Raw genomic sequence first — 22,504 nt, forward strand, 5'->3', positions numbered from 1 at the left:
ATACACAGACGACACGCGACACTGCATGCCACTGCCGTAGAGCTTCTGTCAGTCCACGCGCTCACCGAGCAAACACGCGACACGCTTGTTCACTATATCCAGCGCAGGAGATTTTCCCTGCTTCCATTCATTAAGGCATTCGCCTTCGCTATCCAGCAGGCGCGTGACAGGCCAGATACCTTGCACTGAGTTAAGCAACACGACCTGCTCAGCGGCGAGCAGTGCTTCAATACCCAATCGAACTTTTTCAATGGGCTGCTCAGCGCTCAACGCTGTCAATAACGTGCCCTCGACCCCTGCTCGATCAAGCCATGGCGTATACCAGCGCCCGTCACGATACCAGAGCAGGTTCATGCTGGTCGCTTCGACAAGCTCACCACGCACATTGAGCAATAGCCCCTCGCTGATGGCAGCATCTGTCCACTCGCGGCGCGCCAGGACGTTCTCCAGCCGGTTGAGATGCTTGAGACCGGCCAGTGCTGGCTGCTCAGCGACGCGTAACTCACACACGCGTGCCGTGATGCCGCGCCGTGCCTGATGATCGACGGCGAAAGGCATCGCGCGAGCGCGCAGGCGTGGCACAGGCTGATCCGGCATCTTGTAACCACGGCCACCGGAACCACCGGTCACGATCAGCTTGAGCACCTCAAGCCCCCGACCACCACATACCTCAAGACACGCTATCAGAGCGGCGTCAGAGGGTACCGCCACGCCCAATCGCATACAGCCACGTGTCAGTCGCGCCATATGCTGTGACCACAATTGTGGCACGCCATCACGGACCAGAATCGTCTCGAAAACACCTTCGCCATAAGCCAACCCACGATCATCGAGAGGCAGGTCAGCCCCCAGTGTTGTCGGGCAATTCATGTCAGTCATGGCGATAACTCCCATGAGGGCGTACAGATAATGACATGCAGATGATGGCATGCCTGCGAGAGTGTACGGATGATGACGAGAGCGGCAACAGACAACTGACCGTGCGCCATAGACAGACGCGCCCCCTAATGGGAGCGCGTCTGAGAGGAGATCACACGATAGCCGTGTGATCTCAGTCCTTGAGCTTGCCGAACACCAACGAACCGTTGGTGCCGCCGAAGCCAAAGGAATTGGACAAGGTGTACTCAATCTTCATGTCACGTGCGGTATGCGGCACGTAATCGAGATTACAGCCCTCGGCCGGGTTGTCGAGGTTGATAGTCGGTGGAGCGACCTGATCGCGCATCGCCAACAGGCAGAAAACGGCTTCTACCGCACCGGCAGCACCCAGCAGGTGGCCAATCATTGACTTGGTGGAACTGACTGCCACATTGCGCGCCGCATCACCCAACACGGATTCGACTGCAAGGCTCTCGGCCTTGTCACCGGCATTGGTGGAGGTGCCGTGAGCATTGATGTAGTCGATCTGGCTCGGGTTCAGCTTGGCATCGCGAATGGCATTACGCATCGCAGCGGCTGCACCACGACCGTCTTCGGGCGGCGCCGTCATGTGGTGTGCATCATCGGACATGCCGAAGCCGAGTACCTCAGCGTAGATGGTCGCACCACGCGCCTTGGCATGCTCGTATTCCTCGAGCACGACAACACCCGCGCCATCGGATAGCACGAAGCCATCACGATCACGATCCCACGGACGACTCGCTGACTGCGGGTCATCGTTACGCGTCGACAGTGCACGCGCAGCCGAGAAACCACCGAGGCCCAGCGGCGTGGTCGCCATTTCAGCCCCTCCCGCCACCATCACATCAGCATCGCCATAGGCGATGGTGCGTGCGCTATAGCCGATGTTGTGGGTACCGGTAGTACATGCCGTGGTGATCGCGATATTCGGACCGCGATACCCGAACATGATCGCCAGATTACCGGAGATCATGTTGATGATGGAGCCGGGCACGAAGAAAGGCGAGATGCGACGTGCACCGCCCTTTTCCATGGCCTTGTGGTTGTGCTCGATCATCGGCAGTCCGCCGATGCCCGACCCGATGGCCACACCGATTCGATCGGCATTGTCTTCAGTGCACTCAAGACCAGAATCGTGGATGGCCTGATGGGCCGCCGCGATACCGTACTGAATGAAGAGGTCCATCTTGCGGGCCTCTTTCGGATTCAGATACTGACCCACATCGAAATTCCTGATGGAACCACCAAAACGGGTATTGAAGCCGCTGACATCGAAATGCTCGATAGCCGCAATGCCACTCTTGCCCGATTTGATACTGCTCCAGCTTTCCTCGACGGTATTTCCGACGGGGGTCACCAGGCCTAGACCTGTCACCACTACCCTTCTGCGAGGCATCGTGTCTCCTCCAAAACTATCGATTAGGCACGCCTGGGCCATCTGCGCCTGGGCCGTAATTAAGCGCATTATACAGAAACCTTGCCATGCGTGGGCAGTCGGTTTTCATGCGTAATTTCCGTGACTTGGCACACAAGGACTCCTCTGTCGAGACGACGCGCAACTGGATGCGCCGATGCCCCTCTACCATACCGCCGGAGAACGCCATCATTACCGATATCATAACCAACACAATACCCAGTAACGACAAGGGCCGCACTGATGAACAGTGCGGCCCTTGAACGTACAGACAATTACATCACGACCACGGGAGAAAATGAACTCCGCGATCGCTTCAATCCACCTTACTGGTGGTTGACGATGTAATCGATAGCTTCCTGCACGGTGGTGATTTTCTCTGCTTCTTCGTCAGGAATTTCAGTATCGAATTCCTCTTCCAGAGCCATCACCAGCTCAACGGTGTCCAGGGAATCGGCGCCGAGGTCTTCAGTAAAAGAGGAAGAGTTCTGGATTTCTTCTTCTTTGGCATTCAGGCGCTCAGCCACAACCTTCTTGACGCGTTCTTCAATGGTGCTCATTTAACAATCACTCCTAGTGGTACGGAATCCGCAGCTCGAAAAAGCTGGGCGTAGTTTATAGGCCACCCCAAGGGGACGCAACCACGTCCCTGCGCGGGGTTCAGCGCATATTCATGCCGCCGTTCACCTGCAACGTCTCACCGGTAATGTAGCCTGCTGCATCACTGGTCAGGAAGCCGACTGCCGCAGCAATCTCTTCCGGCTGGCCAAGACGCGCCAGCGGGATGTTGCCGAGCAGCGCAGTATGCTGCGCTTCCGGCAATGCTTCAGTCATATCAGTGGCAATGAAACCCGGTGCCACTGAGTTGACGGTAATGTTCCGCGACGCGACTTCACGCGCCAGCGAGCGGCCAAATCCTTCCATGCCAGCCTTGGCGGCAGCATAGTTGGCTTGACCGAGATTGCCCATGGTCGCGACCACAGACGAGATATTGACGATACGGCCGAAGCGCGCCTTGGTCATGCCACGCAGGCAGGTCTTGCTGACGCGGAAGACGGACTTGAGATTGGTGTCGAGCACCGCATCCCAGTCTTCTTCTTTCAGACGCAGCAACAGATTATCACGCGTGATGCCTGCATTATTGACAAGGATGGTCGGTGCGCCAAAGCGTTCGCCGATTTCCTTGACCACCGCATCTACGCTTGCCTGGTCAGTAACATTGAGCAGCATGCCTGCGCCTTCGATGCCATGAGCTTCGAGGTCAGCGCTGATAGCCTGAGCCCCTTTCTCGCTGGTGGCAGTACCAATCACGATGCGGCCCTGACGGCCCAGTTCACGGGAAATGGCTTGGCCGATGCCACGACTGGCACCGGTCACCAGTGCGATTCTGCGTTCGGTCGTCATTTTTAGTCCTGAGTTGGCTAATCCAAGTCATATGACCAGCCACACGGGCTGATCATGAGCTTACTTATTCTGTTCGGCAGCAGTTTCACGGGCAAGTTCCAGCGCTACTTCGAGGCTATCCGGATCATTCACTGCAAGGCCGCGCGCCTGGCGCTGGATACGCTTGCCAAGGCCCGTTAGCACCTTGCCAGGACCACATTCGATGAAGGTCCGCGCACCACTATCAAACATCGCATTGACGCAATCCGTCCAGCGTACCGGCTGATAGAGCTGTTCAATCAGGCGCTGACGCAGTGTCTCAACATCTTCATGCGCCTGCGCGTCGACATTCTGGATCACAGTGTAGCGCGGTGTCCGAAAGTCGATGGCATTCATGGCTCCGGCCAGCTTGTCAGCCGCCGGACGCATCAGATCACAATGCGATGGCACAGAGACTGGCAGTGGCATGGCGCGCTTGGCACCCGCTTGCTGACAGGCAGCGATGGCGCGCTCGACAGCAGCGGTACCACCTGCGATCACAACCTGACCCGGAGCATTATAGTTGACTGCTGCGACCACTTCACCCTGCGCAGCGCTGGCACAGGCCGCCTCGACCTGAGCATTCTCGAGGCCGAGAATGGCCGCCATCGCGCCCTGCCCTTGCGGAACAGCGGCCTGCATGGCTTCGCCACGCAGATTGACCAGCTTGATGCCTTCGGCAAACCCGATCACGCCAGCACAGACCATGGCGCTGTACTCGCCCAGCGAGTGGCCTGCCATGCGGCCAGGACGCGGGCCTTCCAACTCCTGCCAGACACGCCAGATAGCAACACTCGCCGTCAGAAGCGCCGGCTGAGTCAGCTCGGTACGATTGAGCTCCTCAGCCGGACCTTCCTGTGTCAGGTGCCAGAGATCGCGCCCCAGCGCGTCAGAGGCTTCCTCGAAGGTAGTGCGGACGACGCTATAGCGCTCCGCTAGCTCCCGCAGCATGCCGACCTGCTGGGAGCCCTGTCCCGGGAAGATGAGGGCCAGGGATTCTGTCATTGCTGTCACCATTTCCATCTGTTCAGGTGGGACTGACACGGGTCATGAAACCCGCTTTCCACTGATCCGTAAACGCTTTCATCACCACGTAACTATCAGAGGAAAGCCTGCTTCTTTCTCACGTCACACCCATGACCCACTTGGGACCCATGAATCACTCTGCACGATTATCTTGCCTGCCACCGACCACATGACTGCTTCAGTCTGAATGCGCGAAGAAGCCCTTGCATGAGCAGCTCTCCTGCCAAGCGCTGGCATTGTCGCACCGTGCGCGCTCAAGCTCGACCCCAGAGGACAAGTTTCAGACCAATTTACTTATCTAGTTCTTTTTTAGGGCTCTCAACTGCGCCCTCAATATCACTTGCGTGGGTCATGCCTGCTGCCAAGTACACCGGCAACTGTTGGTGCGCCTCATGTGCGGCACGCGTCACCGCGAAGGAAAAACCATCACCAGTCGCCCCCCCATGGCTCTTCACTACCACGCCAGCAAGCCCCAGCAGACTGGCCCCGTTATAACGTACCGGGTCCATCTCTCGCGTGAGCCGCGCCAATGCCGGACGTGCAAGCCAGGCCATCAATCGCGCCCGCCAGCTGGCTGCCAATGTGTCGCCAAGCTGAGCGGCCAACATCTGCGCCAGCCCTTCGCTGCTCTTGAGCACTATGTTACCGACGAAGCCATCACACACCACGACATCAAGCGTGCCCGAGAACAGCTCTCCCCCTTCGACAAAGCCAAGGTAGTCGAAATCTTCCCCCGCACTAGCCAATAGTGCATCAGCCTCACGCACCTGCGTCGTGCCCTTACCCGACTCGACACCCACATTGAGCAGGCCGACGCGCGGCCGTTCGACACCCTCGAGCAGGCGGCAACGAAGTGCCCCCATGCGTGCAAACGCGAGCAGATGGCGAGGCGCCACCTCCACGTTTGCGCCAAGATCCAGCAGATGACAAGGGCGTGCGCCCCGTGTGGGCACTGCCGCACAGATCGCCGGACGCTCAACCCCCACCACTCTCCCCACTTCTCGCATGGCCAGCGCCATCAGCGCACCAGTATTACCACCACTGACACAGGCATCTGCATGACCGCTGGCGACCAGGCGCAAGGCTTCCGACATGCTACTGGGTTCACGGCCTCGCAATACACGGGAGGGCCGAGCATCAGACGCAACTATGCCGTCGACAGCCAGGGTCTGAAGGCGCTCACGAGCATGAGAGAGTGAAGCTGGGAGGGAGTCTAGCTCAGCATCCAGAAGATGCTTGGGGCCAACAAGGGTGGCGCATAGCCGCGAATCGCGCAGCAGCGCACTGGCAGTGCCCCGTAACGTAGCGCGGGGACCGAAGTCCCCGCCCATCGTATCGATGGCTATACGCACGGCGTTACACCGCGCGCTGCATCAATGCTTTATGCATCAACGACTTTGCGGCCACGGTAGAAACCGTCGGCAGAAACGTGGTGACGCAGGTGGATAGTACCGGTTTCCTTGTCCTGGGACAGGGTCGGTGCTGTCAGAGCGTCGTGGCTACGACGCATGCCACGCTTGGAACGAGTTTTGCGGTTCTGCTGAACTGCCATGGGGATTACTCCAATCTTGTCGACAAAATGAGTTCAGTGCTTGTCCTTCAGAGTGCGAAGCACACTGAATGGATTCACAGCGGGTGCGTCCGAGGCCTCGGGTTCCACACCGCTGGCCAGCTGGTCGCGCGAGACGGCACAATCTGCCTCCTCGTGGTAGACCACCTGCGGCAGGACCAGGAGCACTTCATCCTCGATCACTGACAGGAGATCCAGCTGTTCGTTTTCCACCACTACCGGCTCGTACTCACCGGGCAGCTGTGCCGCCAGTGCATCGCTGGTGACGAGACCTAGTCGAAAGTCGCTGGAAAGCGGCTCCGGCTCAGTCGGCCTCAGACAACGCTGACACAGCAGACTTGCCTCGAAAGAGATGGATCCTTCGATGAAGCTGCGTCGCTGACTATCAATGTCGAAGGTGAGCGATATACGAACGTCGCTTTCCTGCACACCAATAGCTTCTACGACACGGGGCATGTCCGCCAGCGGGATAACACCTTCAAGGCATTTACCCGATGACGCCAGCCGGTAGGGCTCGACCTTGGTCGGCAGTCTTGTGGTCAACATAGGCGCGCCATAATAGGGATTCCCCCTCCCGGTGTCAAAATGCATGAGCAACTTGTTCATTCCACACATGCTTTCTTTCAATGACAACCAGGGGTGTCATGACAGGAAACATGTACAGCGCGCGATTGTACGCCCCTGTCTCTTCAATGCCGAGAGGATTTGCGGCATCCTGCAACCCTCTTCATTTCAATGACTTGCCATACAAATGCCCTGAAACGCCTCTCGCGACCAGCAGGGCCGCCACTCTGGACACTTGCAATGACTCGCCTGGTACTGGCTTCCAGCTCACGCTGGCGGCGCGCACTACTGAATCGCCTCGGCCTGCCCTGCGACTGCAGCACACCCAACATCGACGAGACACCACGCATCGGCGAAAACGCTGAAACACTGGTGCATCGCTTATCGCTGGGCAAGGCCAACGCCGTAGCCGAGAACTATGCGCAGCATCTGATCATCGGCAGCGACCAGGTCGCTGTTTTCGAAGGCGAGATTCTCGGCAAGCCGGCAAGTCTGGACGCAGCGCGCGCACAGCTGGCACGTTTCTCAGGTCGACGCGTACGCTTCGTGACCGGGCTTGCCCTGATCGATACCGCCAGGCCGCGCCATTGGGTCTGCCACGAGAGCTTCGACGTCGTCTTTCGCATCTTGAGCAGCGAAGAGATCGCCCGTTACGTGGAACGCGAGCAACCGCTCGACTCGGCGGGCAGCTTTCGCATGGAAGGGCTGGGCATCACACTGTTTGAGCGCCTTGAAGGCCGTGATCCCAACACTCTGATAGGCCTGCCATTGATTCGCCTGTGCGAACTGCTACGCGAGGCAGGCCTTGATCCACTTCTCGATGCATCTGAGCGCTGAACGTCCTCCCCCCCCTCAGGTCCGGCCACCTACGGAAGACGATAGCTGACCGGGGACACTGTTGCGTCCAAGCCTACGGCGCTGGCCACCACCCCAGCGAAGCGACGCGTGAAGCGCTCAAACGGGTCCTGACGTGGCGTGTAGTCGTGAATACCACCCTTAGGTGCCAGCTCTGCCGTCAACTGTTCAAGCGTCGCCGTACGGTCCACCAGCCCTAGATCAAGCGCCTGCTCGCCAGTCCAGATCAGACCGGAGAACAGCTTCGGGTCATCCTTGAGTCTATCTCCCCGACCTGCCTTGACCGCTGCGATGAACTGCTGATGTGTCGTCGCCAGCACGTTTTGCCAGAAGGCACGTTGATCCGACGAGATATCAGAGAAGGGATCCAGAAACGCCTTATTATCTCCTGCCGTAAATACTCGACGCTCGATACCCAACTCTTCCATCGGCCCCTTGAGCCCGAAGCTTGAGGAAATCACACCAATGGAGCCCACCAGGCTTGATGGCGCTGCGATGATTTCTCCCGCGCCCGCCGCCATGTAGTACGCCCCGCTCGCGCCTAGATCTTCGATCACGGCAATCACTGCCTTGTCACCCTTTTCACGCATTCGCATCAGCTCGTCGTAAACGCGCTGGGACTGCACTGGACTACCACCAGGTGAGTTGATATCGAGCACGACTGCCACAGCGGAGGGAGAGTCCCAAGCGGCACGCAATCCCTTGATGATCCGCTCAGCATTGGCCTCACCATCCGCCTCAATCACTCCCTTTACACGCACGACACCCAGATGCTGCTCACCGGGCAGCACTGCCGGCTGGCTGCCCAGCATGAAGATCGACACCGAGGTCGCGATCGAGGCGATGAACAGCAACGCGAACAGGAAACGGAAGAATAGCTTCCAGCGACGCGAACGACGCTGCTCAGTGACCACGCCCTGCACCCAGCGGTCCATCATCTCAAGCTGCGCGGTACGCTCACGAGCCTGCCAATCCACCTCCCCAGCCGAAGATGTGCTACGTGCCTGCTGCTGATCCGCGGTCACTCCGGCCGGAGCCTGTCCGCTTTGCCTTTCTCGCCACGGATCCTGCGGTTGATCACTCATCGCATCTTGCTCCCGTCCCTTGTTCTGTTTTTCATCTCAGGAGTCTGCATTCCCAGCCAGATCAACCATCATGCCACTGCGTTACGACTGCGGAACGTATAGCCAGTCCATCAATTCATCGAAGTGTGAGACCACACGCTGCGGTGCGCAGGCCTCAAGGCGCGGCACACTGTGCACGCCATAGTCGACGCCAATGCTATGCATTCCCAGCGCGCGCGCCATTTCCAGATCATATTCGGTATCGCCGACCATCAAGGCTTCGTGAGCTTCAACGTTCAGCTCCAACAGCAGTTCCTCGAGCATCAGTGGATGCGGCTTGGAGAGCGTCATGTCCGCGGTGCGCGACGCATGAAACCAACTTCCACAGGCGTGATGCTCAAACATGCGATCCAGCCCGCGACGGCTCTTGCCTGTCGCAACCGCCAGTAGCTGGTCTGGATGGGCGCGCAGACGCGCCAACCCCGCCTCAACGCCGGGGAAAAACGCTAACGGCGTCGTGTCTACCGTTACAAAGTGACGCTTGTAGGCCGCGACCAGTGCTTCGCCCTGCACTGCATCGATCCCCGGAAACAGTCTCTCCATCGCTTCTGGCAAACCGAGGCCGATGATGTCTCGCGCAGCAGCGGCAGATAGCTCTCCCATGCCCGTCTCACGGGATGCCGCCTGCAAGCAGTCAACAATGCGTGCTTCGGAATCCATCAACGTGCCATCCCAATCGAAGATGACAAGTCGATAACGCGGCACTGACAGCACCATTCTGTGATCATTCATGGCGAACTCCCGTCTCACGAGCATTGGCCAGCACACGCTTCATGCGCGCATCCAGCGGCGCACGTACGGTGACAGTGCGCCCATCGCTTGGATCAGGAAAGCTGAGTTGAGCGGCATGCAGGAACAGACGTTCCAGCCCCACCTTGCGCGCTAACGCATTACCTCGCTCGGTACCGTACTTGGTATCGCCCAACAGCGAATGCCCAGCATGCACCGAGTGCACGCGAATCTGGTGTGTGCGCCCGGTAACAGGCTCCGCTTCAACCAGCGTCATGCTCGAAAATGCTTCACGCACCGCATAGCGTGTACTGGCCGTCTTGCCAGCCTCATCAACACGCACGCGACGCTCACCATTCCCCCCGTCATAGCGCTCCAGCGGAGCATTGACGTAATCACGCCGCGCATCCCAACGCCCTTCGACCAGCGCAAGATATAGCTTGGTCATCTTGTGAGCTTTGAGATCAGCATTCAGCTGCACCAGTGCCGTTCGTGACTTGGCCAACAGGATGCATCCGGACGTATCACGGTCCAGACGATGCACCAGCTCTAAAAACGGCAACTCAGAGCGAACTTGCCGCATGGCTTCAATCAAGCCGATCTTGACACCGCTGCCGCCGTGCACAGCAAGTCCGGACGGCTTGTTAATGACCATGAAATCAGCTGTCTCACGGACCACGCAGCCTTCCAGCACCTTGCGCAAATTGTCACTGACTTCCTGTACGGCAGTTTCCGGCGACAATCGTAATGGCGGCACTCGCACCAGATCTCCTGCCTGCAAGCGGTAATCCACCTTGATGCGCTTCTTGTTCACCCGCACTTCACCCTTGCGCACAATGCGATAAATCAACGCCTTGGGCGCGCCCTTCAGCCGGGTGCGCAGGAAGTTATCGATGCGCTGCCCAGCCATTTCCGGGGCGATCTCGATCCACTGGACTGCTTGGCCTTCGGCCATGTCTCGCTCCTTTCCGGCATCGCCTTCGCGCTACCTTCTCATCATGTTGCCGTACGCCGTGGCGCACTCAGACTGCTCATTCTACGGTGTCATGTGACTAATGGGGAATCATCCCTCCCTCGATGACCGGCCACGGCGTGCTTGCAAGCCTCATCCGACGGGCGCTGGAGGCGAAGCATTTGATCTGGCAACTGAATTGCTGGCCCATACCTTTACTGGTATATTCGAACGCGGTGAGATGGGCCTTCTCTATATGCCCTACCGCCAGCTTCGCAACTTGGCCAGAGTGGCCAAAAACGGGTTGTAATGCACCTCTTCAGAGGCGCCACAAGTCGGCGAAGAAGGCCAAATGGCCTGCGGCGAAATAACGCGCACCGACATCAGCACCGTGTACGATTTCTGCACACCCTGTTGTCATCTACCCTGTCGGTAGCGTGCTGTCCTGCGCATCGAACCTGCCGGTTGTAGGTATCGAATGCTGCCTCAAGGACAGTCGCTCGGGGCCAATGGTTAGCCAGCGATATGACGCAAAACATCGATACCGCATTTGCCAAGGCGAGATGACGATATCAGCGGGCGCGGAAAGCCTGATCTCCGCGCGCCGCAGCGTAGCCGGCCATCAATGTCACTCTACGCGAGAGCATTGAGCATTCGGCACGCAGTTAATACAGCAGAACTGCTCAGCACCTTATGAGCCTCAAGATATAAGACCGCTCGGGCATGATGCCCGAGTACTCATTCGATATCCGTGCCGAAGGCCGGCGTCGATGAATCGGCGAATGCCAGGTGTAAGGAAGAGACCGCAGGGCCGGAGGAGCATCATTCCCCGCAACACGTCCTGCCTCTTCCAAGTACTCAACATGATCATGCCGCATGTGGCTTGCCTACGGGTTTTCCTGCATGCGAAAGACGCATCCCACGACATGCGCTGAGCACAACACGAAGCTGAAAACGGTTCCTCGTCGCCGACGCATAATGCGGCTGCCCTTCGGCACGCCCAGTCTAGCGAGACGACATGAAACGGATGCTCATCAACGCGACCCAGCCGGAAGAGCTGCGCGTCGCACTGGTCGACGGACAACGCCTTTACGATCTCGACATCGAGTCCGGGGCCCGCGAGCAGAAGAAAGCCAACATCTATCGCGGCAAGATCACGCGCATCGAGCCCAGCCTCGAGGCGTGCTTTGTCGATTTCGGCGCTGAGCGTCACGGCTTCTTGCCGCTGAAGGAAATTTCCCGCGAGTACTTCTCCAAGGACCCCGGCCAAGGCCGCCCCAACATTCGGGAAGTCCTCAAGGAAGGCCAGGAAGTCATTGTTCAGGTCGACAAGGAAGAACGTGGTAACAAGGGCGCCGCCCTGACCACCTTCATCAGTCTAGCCGGACGCTATCTGGTACTGATGCCCAACAATCCTCGTGCCGGTGGTATCTCACGCCGCATCGAAGGCGAAGAACGCGCACAGCTGAAAGAAGCGATGAACAGCCTGACCCTGCCAGACCGCATGGGCGTCATCGTGCGTACCGCGGGAATCGGCAAAGGCGCTGAAGAACTGCAGTGGGATCTGGACTATCTCGCTCAGGTCTGGGATGCCGTGACCAAGGCGGCTGAAAGCCGCCCTGCTCCGTTCCTGATCTATCGTGAATCCAACGTCATCATTCGCGCCATGCGCGATTACCTGCGCAACGATATCGGTGAAGTGCTGATTGACTCCTCCGAGGTTCAGGATGAAGCCCTGTCCTTCGTGCGCCAGGTAATGCCGAGTTATCAACAGAAGATCAAGCTCTACGAAGATGACGTACCGCTGTTCTCGCGCTTCCAGATTGAATCCCAGATCGAAACCGCCTACCAGCGCGAAGTGAAGCTGCCGTCTGGCGGCGCTATCGTTATCGATCACACCGAAGCTCTCGTCTCCATCGATATCAACTCAGCGCGCGCGACGCGCGGCAGTGATATCGAGGAAACCGCGCTGCAGACCAACCTGGAAGCCTCCGACGAAATCGCACGTCAACTACGTCTGCGCGACATCGGCGGTCTGGTCGTCATCGATTTCATCGATATGACGCCGGCTCGTAACCAGCGCGAAGTCGAGAATCGTGTGCGTGATGCACTGAAGATTGACCGCGCTCGCGTCCAGATCGGTCGCATTTCGCGCTTCGGCCTGATGGAAATGTCACGCCAGCGCCTGCGTCCGTCTCTGGGCGAAACCAGCGGCGTGGTCTGCCCACGCTGTGACGGCCAAGGCACCATCCGTGACGTGCGCTCCATGGCACTCTCCATCATGCGTCTCATCGAAGAAGAGGCCATGAAGGAGCGTAGCTCTCAGATCCGCGCCATTCTGCCGGTGCCGGTCGCAACGTATTTGCTCAACGAAAAGCGCGCCACCTTGTTCGACATCGAGCGTCGTCAGGGCGTGAATGTCGTACTACTGCCAAATCCGGAACTCGATACACCTCACTACGAAGTCGTTCGTCTACGTGATGATCACGTCGATGAAGATGGTGCTGACAAGTCCAGCTTCGAACTGTCCGTCGAGACAGAAGTGGGCAAGGAGCCAGATCCGAATTTCGATAAGCCGCCGGCCCGTACGGAAGCTGCCGTCAAAAGCGTTTCTCACGCTACGCCAGCACCAGTTGCCACACCGGAAGTTGAAGTGGAAGTTGCCCCGACACCTGCGCCGGCCGCCGCTCCTGCTGCACCGAAAGAAACCGCCTCAACGGCTGACAACGATGCTCGCGGCAATAATGGCAAGAACAACAGCAATCGTCGTCGCAACACGAATGGCAACGGCCGTAATCGTCAGGATGCTCGCCAGGAAGGCAGCTCAGACGTACGTAACGACAACCGTCAAAGCTCGCGTAATGACAACCGTCAGGACACTCGTCAAAGCTCACGCAATGACAGCCGTCAAGATAGCCGCACCTCTTCCAGCAAGCCGGCAGTCGTCGCTCAGGCAACGCCCCCTGTAGCCAGTGGTGGCGGCCTTCTGTCACGCCTTGCCAAGGGCTTTAGCCGTCTGCTCGGGAATGATGCAGCCGCTCCGGCGGCGCCGACTAAATCCAGTGAAGCCCGCAAGGCACTGGACAAAGCACGCGAGCGTCGTGAGAGCGTCAGCGACACTGCCACTTCCTCTTCACGCAATGAGAATCGTGGCAATCGCAGCAACGAGCGCAACGACTCACGCAATGACAGCCGTAACGAGGGTCGTAACGACAACCGCAAGGATAATCGTCGTCGCAATGGCGAGAATGATTCCCGCGGCAATGAGTCTCGTAGCAATGACACGACTCGTGCCAACGAGACGGTGCGGAGCAATGACACTGATAGCCGTAACGATAGTCAGAGTGATGGCCGTACCGAAGGACGCAATGGCGGTAACAAGCGCCGTCAGCGCAACGATCGTGGCAATCGTCGCAAGACAAACGAGTCTCGCCAGGACAGCCAGCAGGAAGTTTTCACCAATGAAAGCAAGCCGCAGGCTGAGCCGTCTCAGAAACTCGAGCCGGTAACGGCTCCGCAGTCCGAAGCGGCCTCTAATACTTCTGCTGCTCCGAAGTCAGATACAAGCGCAAAAGCTGACAGCACTACCAAGCCCGAGACTGCCGCAAAGCGTGATTCCGGCAAGCGCAGTGATAGGCCTGCCCGTGGCGAGAAGCCCAGCAAGGCTGATAAAGCAGAGCAGGTCGATAGCCGACAGGCGCGTGAGTCTATCAAGGCTGCAGAACAGGCCGAGCAAGTCGAACAGACTACCGCTGAAACTCAGCAAGAGACCCGCAACAATCCACGCGAACGTAGTCGCAGCCATGCGCTTAACCCGCAGGCTATCGAAGAGCAACAGACGCTCAAAGCCATGACACTCGCAGGTCCGCAGGCAGCACTGGCGCTGTCCGACGATGCCAGCGATACAGTGGCTGTTCCGGCGATTACCGAAGAAGGTACTGACGGCGCCGTGACGGCAACCGATGTGCAAGCTGCTGCTCCAATTCAGGAAGCTGCAACAACTGAAGCACCGAGTGCTGAAGTTGCCGCTGCAAAGACTGAAACCATCGCTGTCGAAGTGAGTGTTGCCGAGACGCAGACATCTGAAGTGCAAGCTGCTGATACCGAGAGTGCAGAATCCGAAAGCGTCGAACCAGCGGTTGCAGATGAACCGCGCGCAGCCGCTGTCGAAGCCTCTACAGAGGCTGAAGCTAGTGCACCGGAAGTGAAGGCACCGACCGATGAGACACTGAAAGAGAGTGTCGAGCCGCAAGCACCGGTAGCCGAGGCTCCGATTGCCGAGACTGCAGTGGAAGAAGCTGCAGAGATCGCTGAGCAGGCTAGCGAGACACCAACAGCGCACCAGCCTCAGCAGACAGAACATCATGCCAGCCAGCATGACGAGCAGCATGCTGCCCAACAGGACAGTGTTCACCAGGCACAAGCCAGTGACGTTTCTGACATGCAGCAGGACTCCGACGGGACTCCCGCAACAACTGCAGCGGCAGTTGCTCCGGAAGCCGCCGCTGACGATGAAGTGCTCAAGGCCAGCGTGGCACCGTCAGAAGAGGCCGTCACTGCTGAGCCAGTCGCCACAGAAGAGACTGCACCGGTCGAGGCGTCATCTGCCTTCGATCAGCCGGAAGTGGTGGAAGCCGTTCAGGCCGTCGATGTTCAGCCTGCCGAGGCGGTAGCAACGTCCATTGCTACCGAACCGGCCACTGAGCAGCATGTGCCTGAGCAAGCAGCTCCTGAGTCAGTCACATCTGACCAAGATGATGTCGATGAACACATCACCAACGATGAGGCTAGCGTTGTCAGCGAGCCTGCAGAGGAAACGACTGAAGCCTCAGCCTCTGCGCAACGCCGTCGTCGTGGCGCTCGCGCGTACAACGATCCGCGTGAAGTGAAGCGCCGTGAGCGTGAGGCTGCCGAGCAAGCCGGTGCGAGCCCTCAGGATGCGACAACTCAGGATGACAATAGCCACACGTCAAACTGAAAAGCTGCGCCGCCCTCACCCTATCACCAGTGGTGAGGGCAGTTTGCCAACGTAGTGATGAAAACAAAAACGCTCCGCAGAGTTATCTGCGGAGCGTTTTTTTCATGCCGAATACCGGAAGCTAAATGAACGCTAGTCTGGCATGGCCCCCAGCAGACGGGGCTCCTGCTCAAGCGTCACGCCAAAGCGCGTCACCACCGCATCACGAACTTCTGCTGCCAGTGCCAGAAGCTCACTCACCTGCCCACCGCCAAAGTGCACCAGCACCAGTGCCTGCTGGGAATGAATACCGACGTGGTCACGCCGCACCCCCTTCAAGCCGCATTGATCAATCAACCACCCCGCTGCCAGCTTGACGCTACCATCTGCCTGCACAAAGTGTGGCATTGCCGGATAGCGCTGCAACAACGCCTCCACCTGCCCTGCCGGAAGCTGGGGGTTCTTGAAGAAACTCCCTGCATTGCCCAGCACTGCAGGATCAGGCAGTTTTTCGCTGCGCGTGGCAATCACAGCGTTAGCCACTGCCAGCGGAGTGGGTAATTCGCCTGACATGGCATCACTGACACGCCGCACGAGATCTCCGTAACCCAATCGCGGCGTCGCTTCACGCGTCACGCTCAGCTCAAGCCGAGTAATCAACACACGATGCTCAAGCGCCCCCTTGAAGATGCTATCGCGATAGCCGAACTGACACTCATCACGACTCATCCAGCGACAGCTACCATCTTCCAGTGACATCACTTCAAGACGCAACAGGTGGTCGGCCAACTCGACGCCATAGGCACCGATGTTCTGGATGGGGGCAGCGCCGCAACAACCGGGGATCAACGCCAGATTCTCAAGCCCCCACCATCCTTGAGATGCCAGTGTCATCACCAGATCATGCCAACGCCGACCGGCTTCGACATGGACAGTCGCCGACAGGCCATCCTGCGACGGCACTATCGTCAACGCATCGAAGGCAGGCCGCATGACATGTGCATCAAGCCATGGGAGCAGCACGAGGTTACTACCGCCGCCAATCACTATCAGGCGCTCATTGGCTGTCTGTACTGCCAGCACCTGCTGGCGGGCTGCCTCAATGCTGTCAGGCTCACTGAAGCTGCGCGCGCGCGCCGCGAAACCCAGCGTATTGCACGCGGCCAACGACACACTGGATGCCGGCCCACTCGGCTCTCCTCGCCCAATACTTGCGCCTCGCATAACGCTCACATCTGGCCTCGTGGCGCGTGCCCAGAGTGTGACTGACCCTGTGACGCGAGCAGCAAGATCAGCTCTGCACAGGCGCTATCAATCAGATCCAGCACACGCTCGAACGCATCAGCACCGCCAATATAGGGGTCAGGTACCTCTCGGCTGCCTTCGGCCAACGCTGGCAGCGGTGACGGCAAGAAGTCCAGCAGACGACAGATCAGCGCTGGGCTGTCAGCCGGTGCCAACGCCGTGACATTGGCAAGATTGGCATCATCCATCACCAGAATCAGATCAAAGTCACTGAAGTCGCTCACAGCCAACTGGCGCGCCCGCAATCCGCTGATATCATGGCCGCGCTTGGCGGCATGCACGATGGCACGCCTGTCTGGGGGCTCGCCCATGTGCCAATCGCTGGTACCGCAGCTATCAAGCTCGATACATTTACCTAGCCAGTGATGCGCCAACGCGGCATGCAATACACCCTCTGCGCTCGGTGAGCGACAGATATTGCCCAAGCACACCATGAGAATGCGCTGAACCGGCACGTCACGTGCGGCGAGTTGCTCACGAATCGTCTGAGAGGCATGAGAAATATCCCCGTTCATCACACGTCTCCTGCATGGCTCGCCAGCCATGCGCGCACCCGCTCAAGATCCTCTGAGGTATCGACACCCGCCGGATGCGCAGTGCAGGCAATCGCTACCTGGATGGCATGCCCGTGATGCAGCGCACGCAATTGTTCAAGCTGCTCAAGCTGTTCAAGTGGCGCCGGCAGCCAGTCGACATACTCGGTCAGGAAACCGGCACGATAGGCATAGAGGCCGATATGGCGAAGCCAGGAGTCAGTCGCCAGCACTGTCGGGGGAGTGGTGAACTGCTCACGATCCCAAGGAATCGGCGCACGCGAGAAGTACAGTGCGCGCCCACGCAGGTCACGCACGACCTTGACCACATTGGGATTGAACAGGCTATCGACACTCGCGATCGACTCGGCTAACGTCGCGATTGATGCACCGGCATCTTCTTCCAAGCGCACGGCCACCTGATCGATCAATGCTGCTGGCAGCAGTGGCTCATCGCCCTGCACGTTGACCACCAGCGTCTCGGGCGCCAGCTCAAGTAGACTGACCACTTCGGCTAAACGGTCGGTACCGCTGGGATGCTCCGCCTGCGTCATCACCACTTCCGCCCCGAAGGCTTCGCATACTTGGCGAATACGCTCGTCATCCGTGGCAATCACGACACGCGATGCCTGGCTGGCACATGCGTTACGCCAGACATGCTGGATCATCGGCTGGCCGTGAATGTCCGCCAGCGGCTTGCCCGGGAGGCGTGAAGAGTTGAAGCGCGCGGGAATCACCACCACAAAGCCATCCGTTGTGGCGTTGAGCAGCGCATCTGACGACAGTGTCACGTCCTGCGGAAGATCACTCATCAGCCGCGGCTCCCCTTGAGCTTCTCATCGACATCCATCTCACGCGCCTCCTCTTCCAACATGACGGGAATACCGTCACGCACGGGATAGGCAAGGCCATCGTAGAAACACTTGAGCTCGGCATTTGCTGCATCATAGGTCAGCTTGGCCTGACATAGCGGGCAGACCAGCAGCGCCAGCAGTTCCTTGTCCATCGAGACGTCTCCGAGGTAATAGCAGGGGAATGATTAAGAAGCAGCATAACGTGAAAAAGTGACGACCGAGCCGCTCGATACAGTGTCGAGCAGCTCATCATTATCGTATCAGAGCGCTTCAAGGCGCTTGGTGAGCCATTCAACCAATGCCTGATCCGGGCGCGCCTCAACGTCCAACGCCCAGCAACGCTCATTGGCAAAGCGACGACATTTCACGGCGTCCTTGGCAGTCATCACCACCGGCAAGTTGTCGGAAAAACGCAGATCCGTCGGCGTAAAGCGATGATGGTCCGCCAGTGGATGGGGAATGTGCTCCACCCCCAACGTGGTCAAGGTACGGAAGAAGCGCTGAGGATTACCGATACCGGCCAATGCATGTACCGAGCCGCTGAACGGCTGATGGCTGGCCGGATAACGTACATCGTCGATCAGGTGACGCCAATGCACGGGGGTCAGCGTCATGCAGTGCGACTCCACCGGCAGCAACGTGCAGTCGATATTGCCATTGGAAATCACTGCATCAACACTGGCCAGACGCGACAGTGGCTCACGCAGTGGTCCGGCAGGCAGGCAACGTTGATTGCCAAAGCCGCGCTCGCCATCCACGACGACCAATTCAATATCGCGCCCCAGTGCGTGATGCTGGAGTCCGTCATCGGATAGCAGAATGTCACAGCCCGCCGCAATCAGGCGGCGCGCTGCACTCGGGCGGTCCGGATCGACCGCCACCGGCAAGCCGGTCTGCTGAGCTAGCATCACGGGCTCATCGCCAGCGTGCTGAGGGTCCGTATCGGCCTGCACAAACAGTGGATAACGCGATGAGTGCCCGCCATAGCCGCGTGAAATGATGCCCGGCCGCCAGCCTTGCTCACTCAGCCAGCGGCCCAACCAAGCCACCAACGGTGACTTGCCGGTACCGCCCACCGTAATATTGCCAATCACGATCACTGGCACCGGTGCCTTCCATACCTCACGCTTGCCGCTGAGGAATGCCTGACGCCGGCGTGCGACTACGCCCTTGTAGACATATTCCAGCGGGCGCAATAGATGCAACCACGTGGCGCCGCGATACCAGGCGTCTACCAGTCGTTCACTCATGCGTCGACTGACTCCCGGAACTGAATGCGATGCAGGGCAGCATAAGCGCCCTCCTGCTGAATTAGCTCCTCGTGGGTACCGTCTTCGATGATCTCGCCGTCATCCATCACGAGGATGCGATCGGCTTTCTCGATGGTAGAAAGACGGTGGGCGATCACGAAGGTGGTCCGGCCCTGGCAGACTTCTTCCAGCGCGCGCTGAATATAACGTTCGGATTCAGTATCCAGCGCCGAGGTTGCCTCATCCAATACCAGAATCGGCGAATCCTTGTAGATAGCACGTGCAATCGCGATGCGCTGCCGCTGACCACCGGAAAGCATCACACCGTTATCGCCAACAACGGTGTTGTAACCTTCGCTCATGCGTTCGATAAATTCATGTGCGTAAGCCGCACGCGCCGCCTGCTCGACTCGCTCAACATCCACCTCACCAGTGCCGTAAGCGATATTGGCAGTGAGATTGGTATTGAACAGCGTGACATTTTGCGAAACCAGTGCAATCTGCTGACGCATCGGACGCAGCTGGTAGTCTTCAATCGCGACATCATCGATCAGAATGCGGCCTTCGGTAGGCGCGTAGAAGCGCGGCAGCAGGCTCATCAGCGTTGACTTGCCAGATCCGGAACGCCCAACGATAGCCACCATCTGGCCAGCCTTCACTTCCAGATCAATCCCCTTGAGCACATCGGGTTGGCGTGCAGCATAGCGGAAGTACACGTTGTCGAAGCGCACACGACCTGCCAGACGTCCGTCAGGAACGAGGGTGCCATTGTCAGGTTCAGGAGGAGTATCAAGCAGACCAAATAGCTCCTCAGAGGCAGCCATGCCTTTCTGGATCTCGCCGTTGACTTCCGTCAGCTGACGTACCGGCTTAGCCATCATCGAAGCGGCGGTGATAAAGCCGACGAATTCGCCTGCCGTCATGCCAGCCATCAGCTCCGGGGCCATCGCCAGCCATACCAACGTTGCCAACGCGATGGCAATCAATAGCTGGATAACCGGAGTCGCCGTGGCCTTGGTCAATGCTTCCTTCATCTTCTGCTCACGGTTGTACTCACTAACCGCGGCAAAACGCGCCTTCTCGAAATCTTCCGCACCGTGGGTACGGACCACGCGATGCCCGGAAAGGGCCTCTGAGGCGACATGCGTCACCTCTCCCATGGAACCCTGGATGCGCTTGGAAAGCTTGCGGAAGCGCTTGCTGGCATAACTGACGACCCAACCGATCAGCGGTGTCACCGCGATGAAGACCAGTGTCAGCTTCCAGTTGGTCCAGAACAGATAGCTGAGCAGCCCCAGCACGAAAAAGCCTTCGCGCATGATGATGGTTAACGCCTTGGTGGCGGCACCAGTAATCTGCTCGACATGGTAAGTCACACGGGTAATCAGGTGGCCAGTGGAATTCTCGTCAAAATAACGCCCCGGCAGATGCAGCATGTGATTGAACACGGTGGTACGCAGCGTATGCACGACGTTACGCGCCACGTCGCTCATGCAGTAGGTGCCAAGGAAGGTACCCACACCACGCACCGCAAACATGCCGATGACGAAGAGAGGGAGAAACAGTCGGAACTGAGCATCTGGATTCTGAATGCCGTCAATCAGGCGCTTCATCATCTCGGCCAGCGCCGTACTTGAGGCACCGTAGATGATGTAGCCCACAATCGCGGCCAGAAACATCTTCCAGTACGGACGAACATAGCCGAGCAAGCGGCGGTAATGAATCCAGGAGGAGTCGCGACTCACGGGGTCTCCATTGACTTTGGCGGCACCCTCAGGGGGTATCCGGTGGTGATATATCCGTCCCGGTACGCGTACTGATACGCACTCGGGTAATACCCACTGCGGCGGCGGCATCCAATGCCTTCACCACCTTGGCATGTGGGGTGCGGCCATCTGCTTCGAGGATCAACCCGAAGCGATCAGCCTGATCCTTGTACTCGGCAAGACGCGTTCCTAGCTCAGACTCGGCGAGGGACTCCTCCCCGAGCGTAAAGTCTCCGCCCGCCGCGATACTCAAGATCAGCGGGGCTTGTTCAACGGCACTGGCCTGACTCGACTGAGGCAGAATCAAATCCAGCGCACGCCGAGAATCAAACGTGGTCGATACCATGAAGAAAATCAGCAACAGGAAGACCACATCGATCAGTGGTGTGAGATTGACCTCCACCGACTCGCGCTGGCGCCTGGGGAACCTCATGATGGCCTCCCGATTCCTGCCCCCTTGTCACCGGCGCCATCCGCACGGCCATCATCACCGAACGGGTCATCCGCATCGCGCCGCATATAGGCAGGCATGTCACTCGGTGTCGTCTCGCGACGATCCTGACCGTTACGGCGATCAATACCATCGTGACTCTCGGCCAGACCCAGCTCGCCTTGATGATGGGAAATGTATTCCACTACCTGCCCAGCCTGCTCTTCCATGTTGACGGTGATGTCTTCCACCCGACGCTGGAAATAGCGGTGAAACATCAGCGCCGGAATCGCGACCGTCAGTCCAGACGCGGTAGTGACCAGGGCTTGAGAAATCCCCCCTGCCAGCTCCTGAGCACGCTCGGCACTGCCGGCATCCACGATCACGGCAAACACATCAATCATGCCCACCACGGTGCCCAGCAACCCCAGCAACGGCGTGATGGCAGCAATCGTGCCCAGCGGGCTCAAGAAGCGCTCCATGTCATGAATCACTGCCACAGCTGACTCTTGCATTCTTGCGCGTACCTGCTCATTCCCCAGCCGCGCATTGCGCAATCCGGCCGCCAACACGTTGCCCAACGGAGAGTGACTCTCCAGCCAATAGACATTGACCTGGCCCTGGCTGATCAGTTCACACACTTTTTGCCCTAGCCCACGCGGTGCAATGCGTCGCGTGCGCAATGTCCACAGGCGCTCGAAGATAATGGCCAGTGCAACGACCGAACATCCCAGAATCGGGAGCATCAAGACTCCCCCAGCGTACAAGGCTTCCAGCATGTGACCTCTCCCTTGGTCTCGATGCCTCTATTACCGGGAGGCAATCATTATTATCGTCGTCAGATGTCGTACGC

Annotated in this window: 20 protein-coding genes and 1 pseudogene; 2 read left to right on the forward strand and 19 right to left on the reverse strand. The window is 58.6% G+C overall.

Annotation, left to right across the window (positions count from 1 at the left end):
- Positions 1-48 precede the first annotated feature (48 nt).
- The 8 genes from pabC to CFN46_RS01825 all read right to left on the reverse strand — a co-directional run bounded on the left by pabC (position 49) and on the right by CFN46_RS01825 (position 6,878).
- Positions 49-879, reverse strand: a complete 831-nt coding sequence (pabC, locus tag CFN46_RS01790; RefSeq protein WP_176426394.1) for an aminodeoxychorismate lyase — start codon at positions 877-879, stop codon at positions 49-51.
- Positions 880-1,051: 172 nt separating this feature from the next.
- Positions 1,052-2,296 (reverse strand): beta-ketoacyl-ACP synthase II, encoded by a 1,245-nt coding sequence (gene fabF, locus CFN46_RS01795; protein ID WP_024950600.1) that lies wholly within the window; start codon positions 2,294-2,296, stop codon positions 1,052-1,054.
- Positions 2,297-2,640: 344 nt separating this feature from the next.
- The gene (acpP, locus tag CFN46_RS01800) at positions 2,641-2,874 is read right to left on the reverse strand and encodes an acyl carrier protein (RefSeq protein ID WP_024950601.1); all 234 of its coding nucleotides are present in this window, start codon (positions 2,872-2,874) and stop codon (positions 2,641-2,643) included.
- 100 nt (positions 2,875-2,974) lie between these two features.
- A complete protein-coding gene (gene fabG, locus CFN46_RS01805; protein WP_024950602.1) occupies positions 2,975-3,718 on the reverse strand; it encodes a 3-oxoacyl-ACP reductase FabG in 744 nt (247 codons plus the stop codon).
- A 60-nt stretch (positions 3,719-3,778) separates the two neighbouring features.
- Complete coding sequence (gene fabD / locus CFN46_RS01810; RefSeq protein WP_088742544.1) at positions 3,779-4,741, reverse strand: ACP S-malonyltransferase; 963 nt, start codon at positions 4,739-4,741, stop codon at positions 3,779-3,781.
- Between the two features lie 311 nt (positions 4,742-5,052).
- The gene (gene plsX, locus CFN46_RS01815; protein ID WP_024950604.1) at positions 5,053-6,114 is read right to left on the reverse strand and encodes a phosphate acyltransferase PlsX; all 1,062 of its coding nucleotides are present in this window, start codon (positions 6,112-6,114) and stop codon (positions 5,053-5,055) included.
- Between the two features lie 29 nt (positions 6,115-6,143).
- A complete protein-coding gene (gene rpmF, locus CFN46_RS01820; RefSeq protein ID WP_024950605.1) occupies positions 6,144-6,314 on the reverse strand; it encodes a 50S ribosomal protein L32 in 171 nt (56 codons plus the stop codon).
- Between the two features lie 33 nt (positions 6,315-6,347).
- Positions 6,348-6,878 (reverse strand): YceD family protein, encoded by a 531-nt coding sequence (locus CFN46_RS01825; RefSeq protein WP_024950606.1) that lies wholly within the window; start codon positions 6,876-6,878, stop codon positions 6,348-6,350.
- A 258-nt stretch (positions 6,879-7,136) separates the two neighbouring features.
- Between CFN46_RS01825 and CFN46_RS01830 the strand changes: the two genes are divergently transcribed.
- A complete protein-coding gene (locus CFN46_RS01830; RefSeq protein ID WP_088742545.1) occupies positions 7,137-7,733 on the forward strand; it encodes a nucleoside triphosphate pyrophosphatase in 597 nt (198 codons plus the stop codon).
- A gap of 29 nt (positions 7,734-7,762) precedes the next feature.
- On the opposite strand, the gene CFN46_RS01835 is transcribed toward CFN46_RS01830, so the two are convergent.
- The 3 genes from CFN46_RS01835 to CFN46_RS01845 all read right to left on the reverse strand — a co-directional run bounded on the left by CFN46_RS01835 (position 7,763) and on the right by CFN46_RS01845 (position 10,559).
- The gene (locus tag CFN46_RS01835) at positions 7,763-8,836 is read right to left on the reverse strand and encodes a S49 family peptidase (protein WP_024950608.1); all 1,074 of its coding nucleotides are present in this window, start codon (positions 8,834-8,836) and stop codon (positions 7,763-7,765) included.
- An 81-nt stretch (positions 8,837-8,917) separates the two neighbouring features.
- Positions 8,918-9,607 carry an HAD-IA family hydrolase gene (locus tag CFN46_RS01840; protein WP_024950609.1) on the reverse strand — a complete coding sequence of 230 codons (690 nt, stop codon included), beginning with the start codon at positions 9,605-9,607 and terminating at the stop codon, positions 8,918-8,920.
- The gene (locus tag CFN46_RS01845; protein WP_024950610.1) at positions 9,600-10,559 is read right to left on the reverse strand and encodes an RluA family pseudouridine synthase; all 960 of its coding nucleotides are present in this window, start codon (positions 10,557-10,559) and stop codon (positions 9,600-9,602) included. Before CFN46_RS01845 ends, CFN46_RS01840 begins: the two co-directional genes overlap by 8 nt.
- A 1,015-nt stretch (positions 10,560-11,574) precedes the next feature.
- Between CFN46_RS01845 and rne the strand changes: the two genes are divergently transcribed.
- On the forward strand, positions 11,575-15,534 hold the full coding sequence (gene rne / locus CFN46_RS01855; RefSeq protein ID WP_217897769.1) for a ribonuclease E: 3,960 nt from the start codon (positions 11,575-11,577) through the stop codon (positions 15,532-15,534).
- Positions 15,535-15,666: 132 nt separating this feature from the next.
- Here rne and murB read toward each other — a convergent pair whose 3' ends face one another.
- The 8 genes and pseudogenes from murB to CFN46_RS01895 all read right to left on the reverse strand — a co-directional run.
- Positions 15,667-16,737: a UDP-N-acetylmuramate dehydrogenase gene (gene murB, locus CFN46_RS01860; RefSeq protein WP_084487909.1), complete on the reverse strand. Its 1,071-nt coding sequence runs from the start codon at positions 16,735-16,737 to the stop codon at positions 15,667-15,669.
- 5 nt (positions 16,738-16,742) lie between these two features.
- Entirely contained in the window at positions 16,743-17,333 is a 591-nt protein-coding gene (locus CFN46_RS01865; protein WP_088742547.1) for a low molecular weight protein-tyrosine-phosphatase, read from the reverse strand.
- A complete protein-coding gene (gene kdsB, locus CFN46_RS01870) occupies positions 17,333-18,163 on the reverse strand; it encodes a 3-deoxy-manno-octulosonate cytidylyltransferase (protein WP_024950615.1) in 831 nt (276 codons plus the stop codon). The genes CFN46_RS01865 and kdsB overlap by 1 nt, the downstream gene beginning before the upstream one ends.
- Positions 18,163-18,357: a Trm112 family protein gene (locus CFN46_RS01875; protein ID WP_024950616.1), complete on the reverse strand. Its 195-nt coding sequence runs from the start codon at positions 18,355-18,357 to the stop codon at positions 18,163-18,165. The genes kdsB and CFN46_RS01875 overlap by 1 nt, the downstream gene beginning before the upstream one ends.
- Before the next feature lie 108 nt (positions 18,358-18,465).
- A complete protein-coding gene (gene lpxK, locus CFN46_RS01880; protein WP_024950617.1) occupies positions 18,466-19,455 on the reverse strand; it encodes a tetraacyldisaccharide 4'-kinase in 990 nt (329 codons plus the stop codon).
- A complete protein-coding gene (msbA, locus tag CFN46_RS01885; protein WP_024950618.1) occupies positions 19,452-21,200 on the reverse strand; it encodes a lipid A export permease/ATP-binding protein MsbA in 1,749 nt (582 codons plus the stop codon). Before msbA ends, lpxK begins: the two co-directional genes overlap by 4 nt.
- A gap of 28 nt (positions 21,201-21,228) precedes the next feature.
- Entirely contained in the window at positions 21,229-21,654 is a 426-nt protein-coding gene (locus CFN46_RS01890; RefSeq protein WP_024950619.1) for a biopolymer transporter ExbD, read from the reverse strand.
- A gap of 167 nt (positions 21,655-21,821) precedes the next feature.
- Positions 21,822-22,430 (reverse strand): annotated as a pseudogene (locus tag CFN46_RS01895) (MotA/TolQ/ExbB proton channel family protein); the annotation flags it as partial.
- Positions 22,431-22,504 lie beyond the last annotated feature (74 nt).

This window comes from Cobetia sp. QF-1 (assembly GCF_002213105.1).
Classification (GTDB): Bacteria; Pseudomonadota; Gammaproteobacteria; order Pseudomonadales; family Halomonadaceae; genus Cobetia; species Cobetia crustatorum.

What these genes read in the sequence shown, in the direction of transcription:
- pabC (WP_176426394.1), bottom strand. Translation starts at nt 879, where the DNA reads ATGACTGACATGAATTGCCCGACAACACTGGGGGCTGACCTGCCTCTC.
- fabF (WP_024950600.1), bottom strand. Translation starts at nt 2,296, where the DNA reads ATGCCTCGCAGAAGGGTAGTGGTGACAGGTCTAGGCCTGGTGACCCCC.
- acpP (WP_024950601.1), bottom strand. Translation starts at nt 2,874, where the DNA reads ATGAGCACCATTGAAGAACGCGTCAAGAAGGTTGTGGCTGAGCGCCTG.
- fabG (WP_024950602.1), bottom strand. Translation starts at nt 3,718, where the DNA reads ATGACGACCGAACGCAGAATCGCACTGGTGACCGGTGCCAGTCGTGGC.
- fabD (WP_088742544.1), bottom strand. Translation starts at nt 4,741, where the DNA reads ATGACAGAATCCCTGGCCCTCATCTTCCCGGGACAGGGCTCCCAGCAG.
- rpmF (WP_024950605.1), bottom strand. Translation starts at nt 6,314, where the DNA reads ATGGCAGTTCAGCAGAACCGCAAAACTCGTTCCAAGCGTGGCATGCGT.
- CFN46_RS01825 (WP_024950606.1), bottom strand. Translation starts at nt 6,878, where the DNA reads ATGTTGACCACAAGACTGCCGACCAAGGTCGAGCCCTACCGGCTGGCG.
- CFN46_RS01830 (WP_088742545.1), top strand. Translation starts at nt 7,137, where the DNA reads ATGACTCGCCTGGTACTGGCTTCCAGCTCACGCTGGCGGCGCGCACTA.
- CFN46_RS01835 (WP_024950608.1), bottom strand. Translation starts at nt 8,836, where the DNA reads ATGAGTGATCAACCGCAGGATCCGTGGCGAGAAAGGCAAAGCGGACAG.
- CFN46_RS01840 (WP_024950609.1), bottom strand. Translation starts at nt 9,607, where the DNA reads ATGAATGATCACAGAATGGTGCTGTCAGTGCCGCGTTATCGACTTGTC.
- CFN46_RS01845 (WP_024950610.1), bottom strand. Translation starts at nt 10,559, where the DNA reads ATGGCCGAAGGCCAAGCAGTCCAGTGGATCGAGATCGCCCCGGAAATG.
- rne (WP_217897769.1), top strand. Translation starts at nt 11,575, where the DNA reads ATGAAACGGATGCTCATCAACGCGACCCAGCCGGAAGAGCTGCGCGTC.
- murB (WP_084487909.1), bottom strand. Translation starts at nt 16,737, where the DNA reads ATGCGAGGCGCAAGTATTGGGCGAGGAGAGCCGAGTGGGCCGGCATCC.
- CFN46_RS01865 (WP_088742547.1), bottom strand. Translation starts at nt 17,333, where the DNA reads ATGAACGGGGATATTTCTCATGCCTCTCAGACGATTCGTGAGCAACTC.
- kdsB (WP_024950615.1), bottom strand. Translation starts at nt 18,163, where the DNA reads ATGAGTGATCTTCCGCAGGACGTGACACTGTCGTCAGATGCGCTGCTC.
- CFN46_RS01875 (WP_024950616.1), bottom strand. Translation starts at nt 18,357, where the DNA reads ATGGACAAGGAACTGCTGGCGCTGCTGGTCTGCCCGCTATGTCAGGCC.
- lpxK (WP_024950617.1), bottom strand. Translation starts at nt 19,455, where the DNA reads ATGAGTGAACGACTGGTAGACGCCTGGTATCGCGGCGCCACGTGGTTG.
- CFN46_RS01890 (WP_024950619.1), bottom strand. Translation starts at nt 21,654, where the DNA reads ATGAGGTTCCCCAGGCGCCAGCGCGAGTCGGTGGAGGTCAATCTCACA.